Raw genomic sequence first — 20,544 nt, 5'->3', positions numbered from 1 at the left:
ATCTGGCAACCCGACGCCGTCAACTCCGCGATCTGCTGCAACGTCGCACCGATGTCCGACGTACGCGTCGTCGTCATCGACTGCACCGACACCGGAGCGCCGCCCCCGACCGCCACCGGCCCGACCTGGATCTGCCGCGACATACGTCGCTGCGCGACGGGCCGAGCCGGCACCTCGGGGACACCCAAGGAAACGGCGGTCATGACATCACCGCTGCTTTCCGGTGGTCATGGTCTCGCGTGCGGCCCGCAGGGACTCCTTCAAGGAGCCCATGGTGGCGAGCACGGCGGTCGGCTCGTAGCCGCAGTGCGCCATGCAGTTGGCGCAGCGCGGGTCCTTGCCGCGGCCGTACTGGTCCCAGTCGGTCTCCTCGAGCAGTTGCTTGTACGTGGCCACGTACCCGTCGCTCATCAGGTAGCAGGGCTTCTGCCAGCCGAAGAGGGAGTAGCTCGGGATCGCCCACGCGGTGCACGGGAAGTCGACCTTGCCCTCGAGGAAGTCCAGGAAGAGCGGGCTCTGGTTGAGCCGCCACCGCCTGCGGTTGCCGCCGGAGAAGGCCTTCTTGAACAGCTCCCGGGTCTGCTGCACACCGAGGAAGTGCTCCTGGTCGGGCGCCTTCTCGTAGGCGTAGGCGGGCGAGAGCATCATCTCGTCCACCTCCAGATCGTCGTTGAGGAAGTTCAGCACCTCGACGATGGTCTGCGGGGTGTCCGTGTTGAAGAAGGTCGAGTTGGTGGTCACCCGGAAGCCGCGCCGCTTGGCCTCCTTGATGGCCTCCACCGCCTCGTCGAAGGTGCCCTCCTTGGCCACCGACGCGTCGTGCCGCTCGCGCAGCCCGTCGATGTGCACGGCCCAGGCGAAGTACGGCGAGGGCTTGAACTTGTCCATCTTCTTTCGCATCAGCAGTGCGTTGGTGCACAGGAAGACGAACTTCTTCTTGGCCACCAACTGCCGCACGATCTCGTCGATCTGCGGATGCATCAACGGTTCGCCGCCCGCGATGGACACCATCGGGGCGCCGGACTCGAGGACCGCTCCCACAGCCTGGGCGACAGGCATGCGCTGCTTGAGCACGCCGGCCGGATGCTGGATCTTTCCGCAGCCCTCGCACTTGAGGTTGCAGGCGAAGAGTGGTTCCAGCTCGACCAGCAGCGCGAACTTGTCCCGCCTCTTGATTTTCTGTTCAAACAGGTATGTAGCGACCTTGATGGACTGGCGCAGCGGCATGGCCATCTGGCTCACCTCCGAGGGAGCAGCAAAGAACGGTGCCATTCGAAGAAAGCGGGAAGGACGGCACGCAGGACGCGGAAAGCTGATATTCCACCGCGCAACGTGCCGATACGAACAAGTTCATGTTCTGGAGCGTCCACGACCACCCGGACGGCCGCAACCGGGCGCTCGCCCGTGCGTACGGCGCCGTGGATCGTGGCCGCGGACTCCATGTCGACCGCGATCGCTCCGGTCGCGAGCAGCTCCGACCGCTCCTGACCTCGGACGACATGGTCCGAGCCGGTGAGCGGCCCGGTGTGGACGGTGCGCCCGGGAAGGGCGCGTGCGAGTTCCTTGACGAGCAGATCGGTGCCCACGCACGCGGTGGTGCCGCGTGGGTCCCGGGTCTCCTCGGCGACGACCAGGTCACCGGGGTGCATCCCCGGTGCCAGGCCGGCGCAGAAACCGGTGGCGACGACGGCCGCCCCGGCGAGGGCGGGGTCGTCGAGCACCCGGATGACCGAGCGTTCGGCCGCCCGGGGGCCCATACCCGTACGGAGCAGGGTGACGGGCCCGTCGGCACCCGCGTGACCGCCACTGCGCAGGGCGAGGTGCTCGATGCCGAGCGCGCAGGCGATCAGCAACGGGAGCTGTTCGGGCTTGTGACTCATCAGCTCCCCTTGGCCCCGGCGAACGGCTCGCCGTTGACGTAGCGGCCGAGGGCCGTGAGCGGGAAGACCTGCCGGTACAGGTGGTAGTTGATGGAGAAGTCCCACGGGAAGCCCGTGCCGGTGAAGTGGGGCTCGTCCCAGGACCCGTCCTCGCGCTGGGTCCGGGCGAGGAAGTCGACTCCCCGCTCCACGGCCTTGCTCTCGCTCTCCCCCGCCGCGAGCAGCGCGAGCAGCGCCCACGCCGTCTGCGAGGCGGTGGAGGCGCCCCGGCCGCTCCATTCCTGGACGTACTTGTAGGAGCGCAGGTCCTCGCCCCAGCCGCCGTCGTCGTTCTGCACGCTCTCCAGCCAGGCGACGGCCCGGCGGATCGCGGGGTGCGAACCGGGGATGCCCGCGGCCACCAGTGCCGGCACCACCGAACCTGTGCCATACACGTAATTGACGCCCCAGCGGCCGAACCATGAACCGTCCGGCTCCTGTTCGGCCAGCAGCCACTCGATCCCCCGCCGGGTGCGGGGGTCGTGGGAGAGCCCTTCGACCGCGAGCATCTCCACGACGTGCGCGGTGACGTCGGCCGACGGCGGGTCGATGACCTCACCGAAGTCGCAGAACGGCAGCCGGTTGGGGAACGCGCTGGTGTTGTCGACGTCGAAAGCGCCCCATGCGCCGTTCTTGGACTGCATGCCGAGGTTCCAGCGCACCCCGCGCCCGATGGCCTGCTCGAGGCGCTCCCGATCCTGGTGCTTCACGCGGCGCAGGGCGAGCACCACCTCGGCGGTGTCGTCGATGTCGGGGTAGTTGTCGTTGTGGAACTCGAACGCCCAGCCGCCCGGCGGCAGTTGGGGGCGTTTCACCGACCAGTCGCCGGGCCGGGTGATCTCCTCGCCGAGCATCCAGTCCGCGGCCTTCACCAACTGCGGGTGGTCGGCCGGCACTCCCGCGTCGGCGAGCGCGATGGTCGCGAGGCAGGTGTCCCACACCGGGGACTGACACGCCTCGATCATGCGGGCACCGTCCTCGCGCCACACCGCGAAGCGGTCGAGCGACGCGATGCCCTCGCGCAGCACGGGGTGTTCGAGGTCGTAGCCGAGCAGGTGCAGGGCGATGACCGAGTACACCGCGGGCGGCTGGATGCCTCCCCAGCAGCCGTCGTTCTCCTGACGCTCGATGATCCAGCGCGATGCGGCCTTCATCGCGGCGGCGCGCAGCCGGCGCGGGGCGACCTTGCGGAACTGGTGCAGGGCCTTGTCCAGACGCTGGAAGGCTCCGTCCCAACTGGCCACCGGGGCCAGGTCCTTGGCCGGGTTGGGGTTGTCCGCGTCGGTGTGCAGCTCGTCCAGCGGGAACGGGGCGGGACGCACCGGGCGCTTCGCCGAGACGACGGTGAGCGGCACGATGGTCTGACGCGCCCAGCAGCCGAAGTCGTAGATGTTCAGCGGCATCCACTTCGGGAAGTAGATGAGTTCCGGCGGCAGTTCGGGCAGGTCCTCCCATTTCCACCAGCCGAACAGCGCGAGCCAGATCCGGGTGAAGACACGGGAGGCGGCGACGCCGCCCTGTTCGCGGACCCATGCGGACGCCCGTGCCATGTGGGGCTCGTCCGGCGTGTCGCCGGCCAGGCGCAGCGCCACGTACGCCTCGATGGTGGTGGACAGTTCGCCCGGCCCGCCGTAGAACGTGGCCCAGGTGCCGTCCTCGCGCTGCTCGCCGCGGATGAAGAGCGCGGCGGCCTGCGTGGTCCTCTCGTCGCGGATCCCCAGGAACTGGCGGAGCAGCAGGTCCTCTGCGTCCATCGTGACGTTCGTCTCGAGGTCGCCCTTCCACCAGCCCTGGGCGTCCTGCTCCGCGAGCAGGAAATCTGTCGCGCGCCGCATGGCGCGTTCGGCGGCGTGTCGAATGCCGACCGTCCCGGCCGCCTCCGGGAGCGGTTCGTCTGTTTCGGTGGCCGAGTCGGCGCGGGGCGGTAGCGCCCCTGTGCTTCCGTCGGTCGTCGCTGTCATGGCTTCCCCTTCGTGCAGTCATACAAGTAGTGCTGCTGTGGGTCCGCCGTCGGCCGCTGTGCTTGCCCGATGCGGGTCCCCTCACTCCCAGGAGTCCCCCGCCCGAGTGATGCCGGGACTTGAGGGAGGAGTCGAGAGCGGGGAAGGCACCGGCCGGCGACTACGCGAGGTGTGTTCGACCGATAGTGATCATCTCTTTCGTACGACGACGAAGTCGGCGAGCGCCGTGAACCGTGCGCGCACCTCTTGGGGCATCCGGACCGATTCAAGGGCCTCGACGGCGATGGTGTGCTGGCGACGCGCCTCCTGAGTGGTCCACTCGCGGCCGCCCGCCTCCTCGATGAGGGCGGCCCGCGCGGCGAACTCCTCCTCGGAGAAGTTCTCGAAGTCGCTGCTCTTGGCGTCCTCGGCGAGCATCTCCCCTAGGCGCTCGGAGGCGGGACCGCCCGCCGCCAGCGCGGCCACCACCGGCAGGGACTTCTTGCGCTGGCGCAGGTCGCTCCAGGTCTGCTTTCCGGTGGCCTCCGGGTCGCCCCAGATGCCGAGGAGGTCGTCGACGGCCTGGAACGCGAGGCCGAGGTGGTAGCCGTACTTCTCCAGGGTGTCGGCGGTGGCGTCGTCGGCGCCGCCGAGGACCGCGCCGATGGAGGAGGCGCAGGCGAGCAGGGCGCCCGTCTTGTTGCCTTCCATCTCCAGGCACTCCTCGACACTGACGCGGTCGCGGTGCTCGTAGGAGATGTCCTGGGCCTGACCGTCGATCAGGGCGCGGGTGGCCCTGGTCAGACGACGGGTCGCGCGGCCGGCCTCGACGGTGCCGAGCTCCAGCAGAACCTCGTTGGCCAGGGCGAACAGGGCGTCGCCGACGAGGATGGCCTGCGCGGGACCGTGCACCTTCCAGACGGTGTCCCGGTGTCGGCGCTGTTCGTCGCCGTCCATCAGGTCGTCGTGCAGCAGCGAGAAGTTGTGCACCAGCTCGACCGCGACCGCGCCCGGTACCCCCACCTCCGGCGCCCGGCCCGCGGCCTGCGCGGACAGCAGGGCGAGAGCGGGGCGCACCGCCTTGCCGCCGTCGCCGTCCGCGGGCTTGCCCTCGGCGTCGATCCAGCCGAAGTGGTAGGCGGCGACGGTGTCCATGGGCGGCGCCAGCCGGTCCACTGCCTCCCGCAGCACCGGGGTGGCCAGGGTCCGGCCGCGCTCCAGAAGCGCGGACACGGCCACCGCGTCGGCAGCCGTCTCGGCCGGGGGCACAGTGGGCACAGTCTCTCCTCTTGTCGCGATACCGGGGGTGCGGGGGTCTGCCCCGTACGATCGGACGCTCACGCCGCCTCCTCGAAGAGGCCGGACAGGTGCGCGCCGGACCGGCCCAGGGCGCCCAGAGCGGCACCCGCCGCGCTGACTCCGCTGCGGACCGCACTTTCCATGGTCGCGGGCCACCCGGTGGCGGTCCACGCTCCGGCCAGGTAGAGGCCGGGGGCCTTGGTGCGGGCGCCGGGCCGCAACCGCCCGACGCCCGGGGTGGGGGCGAACGTCGCCGTGCGCTCCCGGGTAACGAAGAAGTCCTTGACCTCGGCGTCGCGGGCACCCGGCAACAACCGCTCCAGCTCGGGCAGATAACGCTCGCGCAGCACGGCGACCGGTTCGTCGATCTCGTCCTGTGCCGCCGACTGCGACAGTGCCAGGTACTGGCCCTCGCGCAGTCCCGAGGCCTCGGTGCGGTCGAAGACCCACTGGACCGGGGAGCCCAGAGCGGCGAAGAACGGCCGTCCGAGGACCTTGCGGCCGTAGACGACATGGATGTTGAGGATCGGTGCCGTGCCGATCTCGAGCAGCCGTTCGGGGGCGTCGAGGGCTCCGGCCGGCAGCAGGCCGTGCGCCTCGCGCTGGGGGACGGCGAGGACGACCGCGTCGGTGTCGATGCGTTCGCCGGGAACCTGAACGCTCCAGTTCCCGTTTTCGTCATGGGAGATGGAGGTGACGCGTGTACGGACCTCGGTACGCACGCCCGCGGAGTCGAGCGCCTTGCGGGCCAGCCGGTCGTGCAGTTCGCCCAGCGGGACGCGAGCCCATCCGATGTCGGCCGCACCCGGGTCGGACAGCAGACCCGTCTTGAACACCATCGCGGCGAGCCCGAGCGAGGCGTCTTCGGCCACCGCGTTGAGGGTGGCGACCCCGACCAGGTCCCACAGTGCCTCGATGGCACGCGCCGACTGACCGTGCGCGGCCAGCCAGCTGCCGAAGTCCTGCGCGTCGAGCGCGGGATCCGCGAGGTCCAGTGTGCGGAGCGCCAATGCGGCGCGCCCTACTCTGGCGCGCTCCGCGAGGGAGAGGTGCGGGTAGATGGCCAGGCTGCGCCCGAGGTGCAGGGGCACGGGCAGCGCGTCGCGCCGGAGTCTGCCCAGCCGTCGTCCCGGTGCGGCGTCCGCGTCGAGAACGGGCACGTCGAGACGATCCTGCAGCGGGGCGAGCGCGGCGGCGTCGATACGGTCGAGGAACCACCGGTATGCGGTGCAGCAGCGCAGATAGACGTGCTGGCCGTTGTCGACGGTGAGGTTCCCGCGCTCGAAGGAGAAGGCGAGGCCGCCGAGGCGGGGGCGTCCCTCCAGCAGCGTGACCTGCACGCCCGCGTCGGCGAGCGCAAGCGCGGCAGTGATCCCGGCGAGTCCTCCTCCGACCACCACGGCGGAGGTTCCGGGGCGCCCGGAGGCGTCCTGAACCGGGCCCTCCGGCAGTGTGCCGTCGCTCATCGTGCATCCTCCCCTGCCGGTCCGCCGTGGTGCTTGAACCATGCACGGCAGGCCGTCGCAGTCAGGGACGCCGCGCCGCGCCGGAGGGTTGCCTGCCGTTTTTCGGCACCGGCATCATCCTGGAGCGGACTGTCCATCAGGCGCGCCTCCTGACGGTCCGCCGGGAAACGTTCCTCGCGTCAAGACCCGACAGGCCGCGCACGGCGACATACGCCTTCTCACGGCCGGGCAGCGAGACCCGCCCGCGCAGCACGGCCTCGGGCTCGCGCTCGATACGGTCCAGAAGCCGGCGGTAGATGCCTGCCATGGCGGCGACGCAGGCTCCGCTGCGCCGGTCCAGCATCGGCAGCAGCCGGTAGCCCTCGGCGAACAGGGCACGGGCCCGGCGTACCTCGAAGTGCACGAGGCCCGCGAAATCGGACCCCTCGGGCGGGGTCGGCCCGTGGAATCCGGCTGAGCAGCCGAACTTGGCCAGGTCGTCGGCCGGCAGATACACCCGCCCGCCCTCCGCGTCCTCGCGGACGTCCCGGAGGATGTTGGTGAGTTGCAGCGCGAGCCCGAGCGTGTCGGCGTATTCCGGCGCGCGCTCAGCGCCGCGCGCCCCCGGCTCGGTGCCGAACACACCCAGGGAGAGCCGTCCGATGGCCCCGGCCACACAACGGCAGTAGACCTTCAGGTCGTCCCAGGTCTCGTAGGTCTCGCCGCGCACGTCCTTGAGGACGCCGTCGATGAGCTCGTCGAGACCGCCGAGCGGGATCGGGAACTGCCGGGCGGCGTGCGTCAGGGCGACCCCGACCGGATCGGTGTCGTCCTCGGCCACCTCGTCGGCACGGATCCGTCCCAGCAGCGCCCTGGTCTCCTCCAGCCGCTCGGCCTTGACGTCCGTCGGCAGCTCGCCGTCCCCGATGTCGTCGACCCGCCGCGAGAACGCGTAGAGCGCGGACATCGCCCGACGCTTGGCCGTCGGCAGGAGCCTGATGCCGTAGGCGAAGTTACGGGCCTGCTGACCGGTCACGGTCTCGCAGTAGCTGTAGGCGGCAAGTACCGGTGGGGACACATGCTGTTCCGACTCCACGGTCCGGATCACCCCTCTCCTCGCAGAGTCACGCCCACCTCGCGCAGCAACCGGAGCTTGCCGGGCTTGGGCGGGCCGGGAAGTACGTCGTATTCGGCGGCGGCGATCGCGTGGATCGCCGCCCTCCCTCCCGCCACGAAGCCTGCGAGCAGCAGCCTCAGCCTGCCGTGGACGCTACCCACAAGGGGGGCGCCTTCATTCAGGAGATCGCGGGCGCGTTCTGCTTCGTACGCAACCAGTGCGCGCACCGATGCGCCCGCTGTGGTCGTGGCGAGATCCCCCTCCTGGACATGGAACCGCTTCATGTCCTCGGCGGGCAGATAGATGCGGTCGCGGCCGAGGTCCTCGGCGACGTCCTGGAGGTGTTCGACGATCTGCAGGGCGGTGCAGATCGCGTCGGAGCGCCGGATGCGCTCGGGGGTGGCGGTGCCGGTGACGCCGAGGACGAGCCGGCCGACCGGGTTGGCGGAAAGTTCGCAGTACGCGAGGAGGTCGTCATAGGTCTCGTACCGGCTGACCACCTGGTCCTGGCGGTTGGCGGCGATCAGACCGAGAAAGGGCTCGGGATCGAGTCCGGCCCGCCGGACCGTGGGCTGGAGGCGGACCAGGATCGGGTGACGCGGCGTCGAGTCGAACACCCGGTGCAGATCGGCCTCGAAGGCGTCCAGCAGAACGAGACGGTCCCCGGCCTCCTCGGGCGACACGCCGAGCAGACGGGCGTCCGCCCCGCCGGGGGCCAGATCGCCGTCGCCGATGTCGTCGACGAGCCGGGCGAAACCGTAGACGGCCATCAGATCGGCACGCCAGGCCCTGGGCAGGAAGAAGGGGGCCACGGGGAAGTTCTCGTCCGCGGCTTTCTCGAGGGTGCCGCGCACCGGGTCACCGGCGCGCGCCGTCCCGGCTTGGGTCACCGCTCGCCGCCCGACGTGGAGACGGCACATGCCCCGCGGAGCCGGAGACTTTCCGTAGCCATTGCCGTCACATCTCCCGTTCTACACTGCCGACCCAATACATCCTATTTCGGACACGCCGCCCGGCCGTCCGTGCAGCGCAGCAGGTGTGCGGGCGCAGGCATTATGGCCCCACTTGCCGCGAATCAGCACCCGTACAGCTTACGTTGTACAACTCAGCGGGGTTCGTCGGGGTGTCCTGCACATCACAACAACACACCGATTGGCACCAAGATTCCTAAGCGCAAACAGACTTGGCACATCCTTTGCAGACGCAGGGCCCCGCCGGAACGTTCCGACGGGGCCCTGGGCAGAACGGGTCACTTGCCGGTGAACTTCTCGTACTCCTTGAGGACGTCCTCGGTCGGACCGTCCAGCCTCAGCTCACCGCGTTCGAGCCACAGGACGCGGTCACAGGTGTCCCGGATGGACTTGTTGTTGTGACTGACCAGAAACACCGTGCCCGCCTCCTTGCGCAGCTCCCTGATGCGCTCCTCCGAGCGCATCTGGAACTTGCGGTCACCGGTGGCGAGCGCCTCGTCGATCATGAGGACGTCATGGTCCTTGGCGGCCGCGATGGCGAAGCGCAGCCGCGCCGCCATGCCGGAGGAGTAGGTGCGCATCGGCAGCGTGATGAAGTCGCCCTTCTCGTTGATCCCGGAGAAGTCGACGATCTCCTGGTAGCGGGACTTGATCTCCTCGCGGGTCATCCCCATCGCGAGGCCGCCCAGGATGACGTTCCGCTCGCCCGTCAGGTCGTTCATCAGCGCCGCGTTCACGCCGAGCAGCGAGGGCTGGCCGTCGGTGTAGACCCTGCCCCGCTCGGCGGGCAGCAGACCGGCGATGGCCCGCAGCAGGGTGGACTTGCCCGACCCGTTCGAACCGATCAGCCCGATGGCCTCGCCCCGGTAGGCGACGAACGAGACGCCCTTGACCGCGTGCACCTTGCGCACACCGCGCTCCTCGCCGCGCTTGAGGATCCGGCTCAGCGCGGCGGTCGCACTGCCCCTGCCGGTCTTGGCGCCGCTGACGCGGTAGACGATGTGCAGCTCGTCCGCGATGACGGTGGGCACCCTGGCCCCGGTGTTCTGCTCAGCCACGGCCGTACCTCTCCTCCGCCTTCCAGAAGTACACGAACCCGCCCCCGAAGACGACCACGGCCCAGAACAGCGCGACGGCCCAGACGTGCGGTGGAAGGTTCTCCGAGCCGTAGTCCTCGATGAGCGCGAAACGCATCAGGTCCATGTAGACGGCGGCCGGGTTCACCTGGAGCACCCGGATGACCCATTCGGGGCGGCCGGCCAGCATGTGGTGCAGGGAGAACATGACCCCGGAGGTGTACATCCAGGTACGCAGGACGAACGGCATCAGCTGCGCCAGGTCCGGGGTCCCGGCACCCAGCCGGGCCACGATCAGCGCGAGGCCGGTGTTGAAGAGGAACTGCAGCACCAGCACCGGGACGATCAGCAGCCAGGGCAGCCGCGGATAGCTGCCGAACCCGACCACCACCAGGAACATCACGATCATCGAGAACAGCAGCTGCTGGAGCTGCTGCAACGCGAACGAGACGGGCAGCGCGGCTCTGGGGAAGTGCAGGGCGCGCACCAGCCCCAGGTTGCCGGAGATCGCCCGGACCCCGGCCATGATCGAGCTCTGGGTGAAGGTGAAGACGAACACGCCGGTCACCAGGAACGGGATGTAGGTGCCGTGCGGCATGCCGCGGCTGGCCTTCAGGATCAGGCCGAAGATCAGGTAGTACACGCAGGCGTTCAGCAGCGGGGTGGCGACCTGCCACAACTGCCCCAGCCTGGCCTGGCTGTACTGGGCGGTGAGCTTCGCCTGGGAGAAGGCGAGGATGAAGTGACGCCGCCCCCACAGCCGGCGGACGTACTCGACGAGTCCGGGCCGGGCCCCGCTGACCGAGAGTCCGTACTCGGCGGCCAGCTCGGTCGCGGTCAGCCCGTCGTCGGACGACTGGTGGGCACCCACCGCCACGTCGCCGTCACGCGTTGTCTCACTCACAGATCGGCAAACTCTCGTTCGAGGGATGCGCGGCCGTGCCGCGCACGGGTGGGAACCGGGGTCAGGTACCCGCCCGCTGCATTCCTTCCCTCGAGCTTGTCAGATCACCGGGGGCCGGCCCAGTCGTGTGAGGAGCCACACGGTGCGCCACTTGATGCGCCGCCGGGGACCGCACGGAGTCGTCCAGCCCTCCCTGAACCCGCCGAACCAGGCCTGGAGGGCCGCCCGCGAGGGGCGCCGCAGCAGCGTCAGGAGCAACCAGACGCCCAGATAGGCGGGGATGAGGACGACGGGCAGATTGCGACGGGCCAGCCAGACCCGGTTGCGGGCGACCATGCGGTGGTAGATCGCGTGCCGGGAGGGGGCGGTCGTGGGGTGGTACAGCACCATGTCCGACCGGTAGTCGATCATCCAGCCCGCGTCCAGGGCCCGCCAGGCCAGGTCCGTCTCCTCGTGGGCGTAGAAGAACGCGTCCGGCAGACCGCCCACCTCGGTGAACACCTTCGTACGGACGGCGTTGGCCCCGCCCAGGAAGGTGGTGACCCGGGAGGAGCGCATCGGGTCCGAGGCACGCAGTCGCGGTACGTGCCGCCGCTGGGTCTCGCCGGTGTCGGGGTCGGCGATGCGGAAGCTGACGATCCCGAGCCGGGGGTCCGCCGCGAAGGCCAGCCGGCACAGCTCGGCGGTGTCGTTCGAGGCGAGCAGGCCGTCGTCGTCCAGGAAGAGCAGCACGTCCACGTCGCTGCCGCCGGGCCCGAAGGCCTCGATGCCCACGTTGCGGCCGCCGGGGATGCCGAGGTTCTCGGGCAGCTCCACCGTGCGGACGCCGTCGGGGACGTCCGGCACGGGCGAGCCGTTGCCGACCACGACGACCTCGACGGGGTCGCCGTCCTGTTTGGCCACCGAGTCCAGGAGGGCCCGGAGCTCGGCCGGCCGGTTGCCCATCGTGATGATGACGGCCCCGACCCTTATGGCGCCGCTCACTTCAGCCTGCTGGAGGCGAGGATGGACACCAGGTGCAGGACCGTCTGCAGCAGCGCGATGCCCGCCAGCACCGCCACGCCGAGCCGGGAGAAGAACAGGTCGCCCCTGACCTCGTCCACCACGGCCAGGACCAGGATCAGCAAGGACGCCTCGATGCCGAGGACCAGGCGGTGGAACTTCAGCGCCCCGGCCGCCCTGCGGGCCAGCGCCATGCCGGACGAGCGGAGCTCGGACGCCGCCTCCTTGACCGGCGGCAGACCGCCCTGGTGCCGGGCGACCCCGACCAGGTCGGTCTCGGCCTTGATCAGGACGGCGCCGAGCGCGGCGAGCGTTCCCAGGAAGGCCCACAGCCAGTCGATCCGGCCGGAGCCGAACAGATCGGCGGCGCGCAGGCCGAAACCGACCAGCACGGCGGCGTCGCACAGATACGCACCGACCCGGTCCAGGTACACCCCGCCGAGCGAGAACTGCTTCTTCCAGCGCGCGATCTCACCGTCGACGCAGTCGAGGAGCAGGTAGAGCTGGACCATCACCACACCGAGCACCGCCCCCGCCACGCCCGGCACCAGCAGGGCCGGGGCGGCGAGGACGCCGAAGACCGTCATCAGGTACGTCAGCTGGTTGGGCGTGACCCTGGTGTTCACCAGGTAGCGGTCGACGCGCAGCGAGATCTCCCGCATGTAGAGGCGTCCCGCCCAGTGCTCACCGCTGCGCCGGTCCTTCACCCCAGCCGGGTGGACGACGGGGCGGAGTTCAGCTACCGATGGCCTTGACATAGTCGGCGTAGGTGTCCTTGATCTGGTCGGTCTTCAGGTCGAGGTGTTCGAGGATCGTGTAGCGGCCGGGCCTGGTCTGCGGGGCGAACTCCACGGCCTGGACGAACTCGTCCACCGTGAAGCCGATCTCCTCCGGCAGCACGGGCAGACCGTGCCGGCGGAGCACCCGGGCCATATAGGCCGATTGCTCGTGGGCTCCGCGCAGGTACATCGCGAAGGCGGCGCCCAGCCCGCACTGCTCGCCGTGCGCGGCCGCGCGCTTGGGGAACAGCAGGTCGAATGCGTGGTTGATCTCGTGGCACGCGCCGGAGGACGGCCGGGAGTCGCCGGAGACGGACATGGCGATACCGCTGAGGACCAGCGCCTCGGCCAGCACCTGCAGGAAGTCGTTGTCGCCGATGCCGCCCGGATGGCGCAGCACCGCCTCACCGGCCTGCCGGGCCATCGCCGCGGCCAGGCCGTCGATCTTCTCGCCGTTGACGCGGTTGGCCAGCTCCCAGTCCGCGATCGCCGAGATGTTGGACACGGCGTCGCCGATGCCCGCGCGCACGAAGCGCGCCGGGGCCTCGCGGATGACGTCCAGGTCGATGACGACGGCGATCGGGTTCGGCACGCCGTACGAGCCGCGGCCCGCGTCGTTGTCGAGGGTCGCCACCGGGGAGCACAGTCCGTCGTGTGCGAGGTTCGTGGGGACGGCGACCAGCGGCAGGCCGACCCGCGCGGCGGCGAACTTGGCGCAGTCGATGATCTTGCCGCCGCCCAGGCCCACCAGCGCGTCGTAGTGGCCGGCCTTCATGTCGCCGGCCAGCCTGACGGCGTCGTCGAGCGTGCCGCCGTCGACCTCGTACCAGGTGGCACCGGGCAGGCTGGGGGCCAGCCTCTCGCGCAGCCGCGCGCCCGAGCCGTCGCTCACCGCCACGGCCAGCTTGCCCGAGTGTGAGATGCGCTCGTCCGCGAGCACGTTCGCCAGGTCGTCCAGGGCACCGGGGCGGATGTCGACGACGACCGGCGAGGGAATGAGCCTCGTCAGTACCGGCACGCGATCTCCCGTCCCCTGGCCAGGTCGTCGTGGTTGTCGATCTCGACCCACGGCACGTCCCCGATCGGCGCGACGTCGATCCGGAAGCCGCGGTTCACGAGCTCCTGGTAGCCGTGCTCGTAGAACTGCTGGGGATCGCTCTCCCACACCGTCCTCAGCGCGTCGGCCAGCTCCGGGGCGGCCTCGCCCTCGATGAGCGTGACACCGATGTACTCGCCGGTCGCCTCGGCGGGCTCCATGAGCTTGGTGATCTTCTGGACGCCCTTGCCGGGGTCCACGACGACCTTCATCTCCTCGTCGGCGAGCTTCTTCACCGTGTCGACGGCGAGGATGATCTTCTTGCCGTCCCCGCGGGCGGCCAGCAGCGTACGCTCGACGGAGACCGGGTGCACGGTGTCGCCGTTGGCGAGGATCACGCCGTCCCGGAGGGCGTCACGGCCGCACCACAGGGAGTAGGCGTTGTTCCAGTCCTCGGCCCGGTCGTTGTCGATGAGGGTGAGCTTGAGGCCGTAACGGCGCTCGAGGGCCTCCTTGCGCTCGTACACGGCCTCCTTGCGGTACCCGACGATGATCGCGGCCTCGGTCAGACCGATCTCGGCGAAGTTGGCGAGGGTGAGGTCGAGGACCGTGGGTCCGTCCTCTATGCCCGCGGGCCCCACCGGCACCAGAGCCTTGGGCAGGCTGTCGGTGTAGGGGCGCAGACGCCGTCCGGCGCCGGCCGCCAGCACGAGGCCGATCATGCGGGTTCTCCTTCATCGTGTACGGCGGGCGCGCCGCCCTTGTGAGCGGACACCCAGAAGCGGATGCTCTCGACGAGCACCAGCAGGGCCACGTAGCCGGCGAGAGCCGTGAGCGCGAGCGTGAACCCGTCCGCGGCGAGTACCGCGGCCAGGACCGTGACCAGCAGCGTCCGCCCTTCGTGCCCCCCGATCGCGCGCACCAACCAGTGCGGCGGCGCGCCGGCGTCGCCGCGGATGCGGTACACCGTGTCGTAGTGATGGTAGGCGACCGCCGCCACCAGTCCGAAAGCTGCCGGAAGCGCTCCGTTCACCTTGGATTCGGCGGCCAGCACCAGCACGGTGATGTATTCGGCGGCGCGGAAGAGGGGCGGGATCAGCCAGTCCAGGGCGCCCTTGAGCGGCTTGGACAGGGCCGGACCGGAGGTCGCGGCGTAGACGACGGCCCCGGCGACGGCGGCCCAGTGGTTGCCCGTGAGGAGGGCCGCCGCGAGGGCCACGAGCCCGATCGCGGCGAGCAGCACGGGCGGACCGAGGCGGATCCGCGGGTTCCTGTCGCGCCACCCGGCCACGGCCCCGGCGAGCGGACCGTTGTCCGCCAGGTCGGCGAGCGCCCGTGCCGCCCGGTCGGTGCGCCGGGCCCTGCGCGTCAGGGAGCGCAGCACACGGCCCGCCGTGGTGTAGGTGGCGGCGAAGGCGCAGCCGACGAGCAGGGCGTAGAACGTGATGCGGGGCGTGGTCGCGGCCGTGAGGACGGCGATCATGGCCCAGCGTTCACCGATCGGCAGGACGATCATCCGGCGCACCCAGACGGTCCAGCCGACGCTGTCGAGCCGGTCGGAGAGGGCCGCGGTGGGGCTCGTGTTGGCGGTCGCGTCGTGGTTGGCCTCGTTGAACGCGAAGTCGACGACGTGCCGGCACGTCTGCAGGATCATCGCCCCGAGGGCGAGCGCCCAGACGTCGTCGCCGCCACGGGCGGCACCGAGGGCGAGTCCCGCGTAGTAGGCGTACTCCTTCGCACGGTCGAAGGTGGCGTCCAGCCAGGCGCCGAGCGTGGAGTACTGCAGCGAGTAGCGGGCGAGCTGGCCGTCGGTGCAGTCGAGCACGAAGGAGAAGATCAGCAGGACGCCCGCGGCGACGAAACCGCCGCGCGTCCCGGTGGCCGCGCAGCCCGCCGCGATCAGAGCGGTCAGCAGGGAGGCGGTCGTGACCTGGTTCGGGGTGAGACCGCGCTGGGCGCACCAGCGGGCGATGTAACGCGAGTACGGGCTGATGAAGTGCGTGGTGAAGAAGCCGTCGCGGGCCTTGACGGCGCTGCGCAGGCGTACGGCCTCGTCGTCGACCGCGGCGACCGCCTGGCGGGCCTCGTTGCGGGACTGGGGGTCGGCCGGGACCGCGGCGACCAGCGTGCCGAGCTCGGGGCGGTGGACGGTGACGTCGTCGGCGCCGAGGGCCGAGGTGATGTGCTCCGCGAGGCTGCCGGTGAGGGTCGGGACATCCGCCCGTTCGGACGCGGCCGGCGGCCGGGCGGACACCCTGCCTATCTCGGCGGAGTTCTCTCGGGCCAGGGCGCGCGTCAGCGCCTGGCGGGCGGCGGGCTGGACCGTGACCGCGCCGGGCACCGCGGCGGCCGGGAAGCGGGGGTCGGTGAGTCCGAGGCGCAGCGCGTGCACATGGCCCACGAACCGGGCGTCGACGATGGCGACCCGCTGGTTCGCCGGTACGGCGGCGAGGAGTGTCTCGGCGTCACCGGCGTCGGCGGCGACCCGCACGTCGAAGCCGAGGGACCGCAGATCGCCCTCGAGCGACGATCCGGGGACCGGCTGACCGGTGAGGATGGCGGTCGACAGACGAACTCACTCCCTGGGGTCCGGCACCCGCGGGCGTCGGATATGTGTGTGGTGTGGGACACCCGGGGCAGAGGCCGGGCGGCATGTCGGCAGAGGCTATCGGATGCCTGGAAGCCGGTGTTCACCGGCCGTTCATGGGCCGATCAACCCGGTCTGCATCGCCACCACCGCGATCATCATCAGGGATCGGGCGCACGCGTCACAAACCATGACCCCAGAACCACGCAATCCCGGCATCCCGCTCGCCGGGCCCTGCGATATTCGCCCCATTGCACACGAAACGGGAGCTTCCACTCCTCTGGAGAGAAGCCCTCCACTGGAGAGAAGCCCTCCACCGCGGTCCCTACCGGGAGCCCGTTCGTCCGACGGGCATAGGGTGAGGGGCCATGACATGGCTGATCACCGGCGGGGCCGGATACATCGGGGCGCATGTGGCACGGGCGATGGCCGCGGACGGTGAGCGTGTGCTCGTCCTGGACGACCTCTCGGCTGGCGTGCCGGCGCGTCTCCCGGAGGACATTCCCCTGGTCCAGGGCTCCGCGCTGGACGGTGAGCTGCTGAAGCGCGTCCTCGCCGAGCACGCGGTGACCGGTGTGGTCCATCTCGCCGCGCACAAGCAGGTCGGCGAGTCCGTGGCCGACCCGGTCCGCTACTACCAGGAGAACGTGGGCGGTCTGGCGACGCTGCTGGGCGCGGTGGCCGGGGCGGGGATCGAGCGGTTCCTGTTCTCCTCGTCCGCCGCCGTCTACGGCAACCCCGATGTGAACCTCATCTCGGAGGACACCCCCTGTGCCCCGATGAGCCCGTACGGCGAGACGAAGCTCGCCGGCGAGTGGCTGGTGCGGGCCGCGGGCCGGGCGCACGGCATCGCGACCGTGTGCCTGCGGTACTTCAACGTGGCGGGCGCCGCCGACCCCGAACTGGCCGACACCGGTGTCTTCAACGTGGTGCCGATGGTCTTCGACCGGCTCACCCGGGGCGAGGCCCCGCGGATCTTCGGCGACGACTACCCGACGCCTGACGGCACGTGTGTACGCGACTACATCCACGTCGCGGACCTCGCCGACGCGCACCTCACCGCGGCCAAGCGGCTCGCCGCCGGTGCGACCGGTGATCTGACCGTGAACATCGGGCGCGGCGAGGGCGTGTCGGTGCGTGAACTCGTGGACGTCATCGGCGAGGTGACCGGGGACCTGACGCCCGCGGTCGTCGAGCAGCGCCGTCCCGGTGACGCCCCCCGTGCGGTCGCCTCGGCCGCGCTGGCCGAGCGGGAGCTGGGCTGGACCGCCCGGCGCGGGGTGCGCGAGATGGTGGAGTCGGCGTGGCGCGGCTGGCGGCTGCACCACCCGGAGGCGCGCCGCGACTGAGCGGGGCACACGCACAGTGCGCGCCGTGCCGGTGCGCTCCCGTCCGCGGGGGCGCGGCACGACCCGTGCGGGTGATGCGGGGGGCGGGCCCGAGCACGCCCGCATCCGGACGGTGTCCGTCCGGGGAGCGGACACGATCAGGTGTCCTGCCGCTCACGGCGTCCGTTCCGAGGGGCGTCATACGGCCCCGTGCGGACGGCTGCGGCGGGACATGCGGGGGGTCACAAAGTGCCGGGAGTGCCGGATTCGTACGGCAGACTTGGGGCTGGACAACGAATGCGAAGGATGGGTATGCCGATCACACCTGCCAGCGCGACGCACCGTTCCTCGAACGGCACCGCCGAGGCCATCTTGCTGGAGCTCGTCGACGAGAACGGCACCACGATCGGCACGGCGGAGAAGCTCGCCGCCCACCAACCGCCGGGTCGGCTCCACCGGGCCTTCTCGGTGTTCCTCTTCGACGAGCAGGGGCGGCTGCTGCTCCAGCAGCGGGCGCTGGGCAAGTACCACTCCCCCGGTGTCTGGTCGAACACCTGCTGCGGTCACCCCTACCCCGGCGAGGCGCCTTTCGCGGCAGCCGCCCGGCGGACCTTCGAGGAGCTCGGCGTCTCCCCGTCCCTGATGGCGCAGGCGGGCACGGTCCGCTACAACCACCCGGACCCGGACTCGGGCCTGGTGGAGCAGGAATACAACCACCTGTTCGTCGGTCTGGTGCAGTCCCCCCTGGACCCGGACCCGGAAGAGGTGGGGGCGACGGCGTTCGTCACCGCCGGGGAACTGGCGGAGCGGCACGCCAAAGACACGTTCTCGTCGTGGTTCATGACGGTCCTGGATGCGGCGCGTCCGGCGATCAGGGAGCTGACGCAGCCGTCCGCCGGCTGGTGACCGCACCGGTCCGTCCGGCAGCGCCGGTCGCCGGACGGACTCATCCGGTCCGCGCCCTGCGGCGCGTCCTCACACGAATCCCGGGTGCTTGAGCGGCAGGGCGGCCCAGATCACCTTGCCGCCGCTCGCCGTGTGCTCGACGTCGCACACCCCGCCCGACTCCCTGGTGATCTCCCGGACCAGGAGCAACCCCCGGCCGCCCGTACGGCCGTGATCGGCCTCCAGGGCACTCGGCCGGTAGGGATGCTCGTCCTCCACCGACACCCGCACCCACTCGGGGCCGACGGCGACCTCCACGGCGAGCGTCGGCGACAGCAGCGCCGCATGCCGTACCGCGTTGGTGACCAGTTCGGACACGATCAACAACAACGCCTGCACCGTGTCGTCCGACGCGGGCACTCCCTGACGGGCGAGCAGATCTCGAACGGCGTGCCGCGCCTGCGGCACCGAGGCGTCCACCGCGGCTGCGGTGAACCGCCACACCCCCTCGTACGGCAGCGGTCCCGGTGCTGCGCGACCGTCCGGCGCAATTCCCCCGCCTTCAGGGCGCGGGCCAGACCCTCGCCCTCGGTTCTCCATCGTCCGGTCGCCACCCTTGCGCTCGATTGTCACCACACGTCGAGTGTTGGGAATGCGCTGGTCCGTCCCGAATGACTGAACAGAAGTCAGCGGTTATCGACGACATATGACCGTTGCCGTATGACACGGTCGACCGAGTGACCGATCCTGTCCTGGTTGCCGCCGACTTCCGAACTCTTCGGGTTGTACGGGTTCCACGCCGCCCTCCCGTCGGTGTGCGAGGCCTTCCTGATCGCGCGTCGGGCAGCTGCGGATAGCATCCGGCGTATGGAGCCGCAGCTGCTGCACCGCGTCAGCGACGGGGTCGCGACCGTCGTCATCCATCACCCGGCCAAGCGGAACGCCATGACGGCCGGTATGTGGGAGGCGCTGCCACCGCTCCTCGACGCGATGGCCGCCGATCCGGCCGTCCGGGTGCTGGTGCTCACCGGCGAGGGCGGGACGTTTTGCGCCGGCGCCGACATCTCGACGCTGCGGGGCTCGCCGCAGCAGGCGCAGACGCTGGCCGTGCTGGCCGAGGAGTCGCTGGCCGCGTTCCCGAAGCCGACCCTCGCGGCGATCCGCGGGCACTGCGTGGGCGGCGGGTCGCAGCTCGCGGCGGCCTGCGATCTGCGGTTCGCCGAGGAGGGCGCGCTGTTCGGTGTGACGCCGGCGAAGCTGGGGATCGTCTATCCGGCCTCCTCCACCCGCCGGCTGGTGTCGCTGGTCGGACCCGGCACGGCCAAGTACCTCCTGTTCTCCGGCGAGTTGATCGACGCGGCGCGGGCGTTGCGCACGGGCCTGCTGGACGAGGTGCAGGCCGAGGGCGAACTCGGCAAGCGCGTCGCCGAGTTCGCCCGGGTGCTGGCGTCCCGCTCGCAGTTGACGCAGGCCGCGGCCAAGGAGTTCGCGAACGGCCGCACGGACCGGGACGCCCACTGGGCCGACCAGGCACGCGGCAGCGGCGACACCGCGGAGGGCGTCGCCGCGTTCCTGGAGCGCAGAGTGCCGCGGTTCACCTGGACTACGTCAGGATGAAGCGGCTCTCCGCGCGGAACTTCTCGACGAGGTGCGCGGGCGCCTTGTGCGGGGACCCCGCGTCGTAGGGCGGCTGCGGGTCGTACTCGGTCAGCAGCTGCACGGCCTGGGCGTGCTCGTCACCCGCGATACGGCCGAGCAGGGTGAGCCCCATGTCGATGCCGGAGGAGACGCCGGCGGCAGTGACGTACTTGCCGTCGAACACGACACGCTCCCCCGTGGGCTGTGCACCGAGCCCCCCGAGGGCGTCCAGGGCCAGCCAGTGAGAGGTGGCGCGGCGCCCTTGGAGGAGCCCGGCGGCGGCGAGCAGCAGCGAGCCGGTGCACACGGACGTCGTCCAGGTGCTGGTGGCATCGGCGGAGCGCAACCAGTCGAGCAGTGCCTCGTTCTCCATCTGCGCGGTCTGGCCGGGTCCGCCCGGGACGACCACGACGTCCGGGGCGGGCACCTCCTCCAGGGTCCTGTCGGCGGTGAGAGCGAGCGCTCCGGTGTCGCTGCGCACGGGCCCGGTCCGCTCGGCGACGAAGACGGTCTCCGCGTCGGGGAGCCTGCCGAGGGTCTCGTACGGGCCCACGGCGTCGAGGGCGGTGAACCGGTCGTAAAGGACGATGGCGATCTGCATGTGCATCCATTCGGTCT

21 protein-coding genes are annotated in these 20,544 nt (G+C 70.7%); 3 read left to right on the top strand and 18 right to left on the bottom strand.

Going from position 1 to position 20,544, the window contains the following annotated elements; translation table 11 throughout:
* The 16 genes from ADL25_RS30090 to ADL25_RS30020 all read right to left on the bottom strand — a co-directional run.
* Positions 1-203, bottom strand: a 203-nt coding sequence (locus tag ADL25_RS30090; protein WP_159045031.1) for a flavodoxin-dependent (E)-4-hydroxy-3-methylbut-2-enyl-diphosphate synthase, incomplete at its 3' end; no start/stop codon positions are given.
* A gap of 4 nt (positions 204-207) precedes the next feature.
* Entirely contained in the window at positions 208-1,233 is a 1,026-nt protein-coding gene (gene hpnH / locus ADL25_RS30085; protein WP_059131020.1) for an adenosyl-hopene transferase HpnH, read from the bottom strand.
* A 5-nt stretch (positions 1,234-1,238) separates the two neighbouring features.
* Complete coding sequence (locus ADL25_RS30080; protein WP_059131019.1) at positions 1,239-1,880, bottom strand: 1-hydroxy-2-methyl-2-butenyl 4-diphosphate reductase; 642 nt, start codon at positions 1,878-1,880, stop codon at positions 1,239-1,241.
* Positions 1,880-3,880, bottom strand: coding sequence for a squalene--hopene cyclase (gene shc, locus ADL25_RS30075; protein ID WP_059131018.1), 2,001 nt, complete (start codon positions 3,878-3,880; stop codon positions 1,880-1,882). The genes ADL25_RS30080 and shc overlap by 1 nt, the downstream gene beginning before the upstream one ends.
* Before the next feature lie 189 nt (positions 3,881-4,069).
* Positions 4,070-5,200 (bottom strand): polyprenyl synthetase family protein, encoded by a 1,131-nt coding sequence (locus ADL25_RS30070; RefSeq protein ID WP_079050655.1) that lies wholly within the window; start codon positions 5,198-5,200, stop codon positions 4,070-4,072.
* A complete protein-coding gene (gene hpnE / locus ADL25_RS30065) occupies positions 5,197-6,624 on the bottom strand; it encodes a hydroxysqualene dehydroxylase HpnE (RefSeq protein WP_059131016.1) in 1,428 nt (475 codons plus the stop codon). The genes ADL25_RS30070 and hpnE overlap by 4 nt, the downstream gene beginning before the upstream one ends.
* The gene (locus tag ADL25_RS52285; RefSeq protein WP_220378174.1) at positions 6,621-6,761 is read right to left on the bottom strand and encodes a DUF6380 family protein; all 141 of its coding nucleotides are present in this window, start codon (positions 6,759-6,761) and stop codon (positions 6,621-6,623) included. The genes hpnE and ADL25_RS52285 overlap by 4 nt, the downstream gene beginning before the upstream one ends.
* The gene (gene hpnD, locus ADL25_RS30060) at positions 6,761-7,711 is read right to left on the bottom strand and encodes a presqualene diphosphate synthase HpnD (protein ID WP_059131015.1); all 951 of its coding nucleotides are present in this window, start codon (positions 7,709-7,711) and stop codon (positions 6,761-6,763) included. Before hpnD ends, ADL25_RS52285 begins: the two co-directional genes overlap by 1 nt.
* Positions 7,708-8,640 carry a squalene synthase HpnC gene (gene hpnC, locus ADL25_RS30055; protein WP_181923212.1) on the bottom strand — a complete coding sequence of 311 codons (933 nt, stop codon included), beginning with the start codon at positions 8,638-8,640 and terminating at the stop codon, positions 7,708-7,710. The genes hpnD and hpnC overlap by 4 nt, the downstream gene beginning before the upstream one ends.
* Positions 8,641-8,969: 329 nt before the next feature.
* On the bottom strand, positions 8,970-9,749 hold the full coding sequence (locus tag ADL25_RS30050; RefSeq protein ID WP_059131014.1) for an ABC transporter ATP-binding protein: 780 nt from the start codon (positions 9,747-9,749) through the stop codon (positions 8,970-8,972).
* Positions 9,742-10,671, bottom strand: coding sequence for an ABC transporter permease (locus tag ADL25_RS30045; protein ID WP_059131013.1), 930 nt, complete (start codon positions 10,669-10,671; stop codon positions 9,742-9,744). The genes ADL25_RS30050 and ADL25_RS30045 overlap by 8 nt, the downstream gene beginning before the upstream one ends.
* Before the next feature lie 99 nt (positions 10,672-10,770).
* A complete protein-coding gene (locus ADL25_RS30040) occupies positions 10,771-11,643 on the bottom strand; it encodes a glycosyltransferase family 2 protein (protein ID WP_059131026.1) in 873 nt (290 codons plus the stop codon).
* An 8-nt stretch (positions 11,644-11,651) separates the two neighbouring features.
* Positions 11,652-12,431: a CDP-alcohol phosphatidyltransferase family protein gene (locus ADL25_RS30035; RefSeq protein WP_079050657.1), complete on the bottom strand. Its 780-nt coding sequence runs from the start codon at positions 12,429-12,431 to the stop codon at positions 11,652-11,654.
* Positions 12,409-13,470 (bottom strand): iron-containing alcohol dehydrogenase family protein, encoded by a 1,062-nt coding sequence (locus tag ADL25_RS30030; RefSeq protein WP_059131011.1) that lies wholly within the window; start codon positions 13,468-13,470, stop codon positions 12,409-12,411. The genes ADL25_RS30035 and ADL25_RS30030 overlap by 23 nt, the downstream gene beginning before the upstream one ends.
* Positions 13,458-14,210 (bottom strand): sugar phosphate nucleotidyltransferase, encoded by a 753-nt coding sequence (locus ADL25_RS30025; protein WP_059131010.1) that lies wholly within the window; start codon positions 14,208-14,210, stop codon positions 13,458-13,460. Before ADL25_RS30025 ends, ADL25_RS30030 begins: the two co-directional genes overlap by 13 nt.
* Complete coding sequence (locus ADL25_RS30020) at positions 14,207-16,057, bottom strand: DUF5941 domain-containing protein (RefSeq protein ID WP_059131009.1); 1,851 nt, start codon at positions 16,055-16,057, stop codon at positions 14,207-14,209. The genes ADL25_RS30025 and ADL25_RS30020 overlap by 4 nt, the downstream gene beginning before the upstream one ends.
* 386 nt (positions 16,058-16,443) lie before the next feature.
* Here ADL25_RS30020 and galE point away from each other — a divergent pair, with 386 nt between their 5' ends.
* Both galE and idi read left to right on the top strand, forming a co-directional pair.
* Positions 16,444-17,424, top strand: a complete 981-nt coding sequence (gene galE, locus ADL25_RS30015; protein WP_059131008.1) for a UDP-glucose 4-epimerase GalE — start codon at positions 16,444-16,446, stop codon at positions 17,422-17,424.
* A gap of 291 nt (positions 17,425-17,715) precedes the next feature.
* Positions 17,716-18,309, top strand: coding sequence for an isopentenyl-diphosphate Delta-isomerase (idi, locus tag ADL25_RS30010; protein ID WP_059131025.1), 594 nt, complete (start codon positions 17,716-17,718; stop codon positions 18,307-18,309).
* Positions 18,310-18,378: 69 nt separating this feature from the next.
* Here the strand turns inward: idi and ADL25_RS30005 are convergent, their stop codons facing one another.
* Positions 18,379-18,888 carry an ATP-binding protein gene (locus ADL25_RS30005; RefSeq protein ID WP_063805770.1) on the bottom strand — a complete coding sequence of 170 codons (510 nt, stop codon included), beginning with the start codon at positions 18,886-18,888 and terminating at the stop codon, positions 18,379-18,381.
* A 267-nt stretch (positions 18,889-19,155) separates the two neighbouring features.
* On the opposite strand from ADL25_RS30005, the gene ADL25_RS30000 reads away from it, so the two are divergent.
* Positions 19,156-19,905: an enoyl-CoA hydratase/isomerase family protein gene (locus ADL25_RS30000; protein ID WP_059131007.1), complete on the top strand. Its 750-nt coding sequence runs from the start codon at positions 19,156-19,158 to the stop codon at positions 19,903-19,905.
* On the opposite strand, the gene ADL25_RS29995 is transcribed toward ADL25_RS30000, so the two are convergent.
* Positions 19,892-20,527, bottom strand: a complete 636-nt coding sequence (locus ADL25_RS29995) for a DJ-1/PfpI family protein (RefSeq protein ID WP_059131006.1) — start codon at positions 20,525-20,527, stop codon at positions 19,892-19,894. The genes ADL25_RS30000 and ADL25_RS29995 overlap by 14 nt on opposite strands.
* Positions 20,528-20,544 lie beyond the last annotated feature (17 nt).

The organism is Streptomyces sp. NRRL F-5122, from assembly GCF_001507435.1.
Classification (GTDB): Bacteria; Actinomycetota; Actinomycetes; order Streptomycetales; family Streptomycetaceae; genus Streptomyces; species Streptomyces lannensis.
Note: the sequence above shows the minus strand (reverse complement) of the source record. Positions and strands in the feature narration are given on the sequence as shown.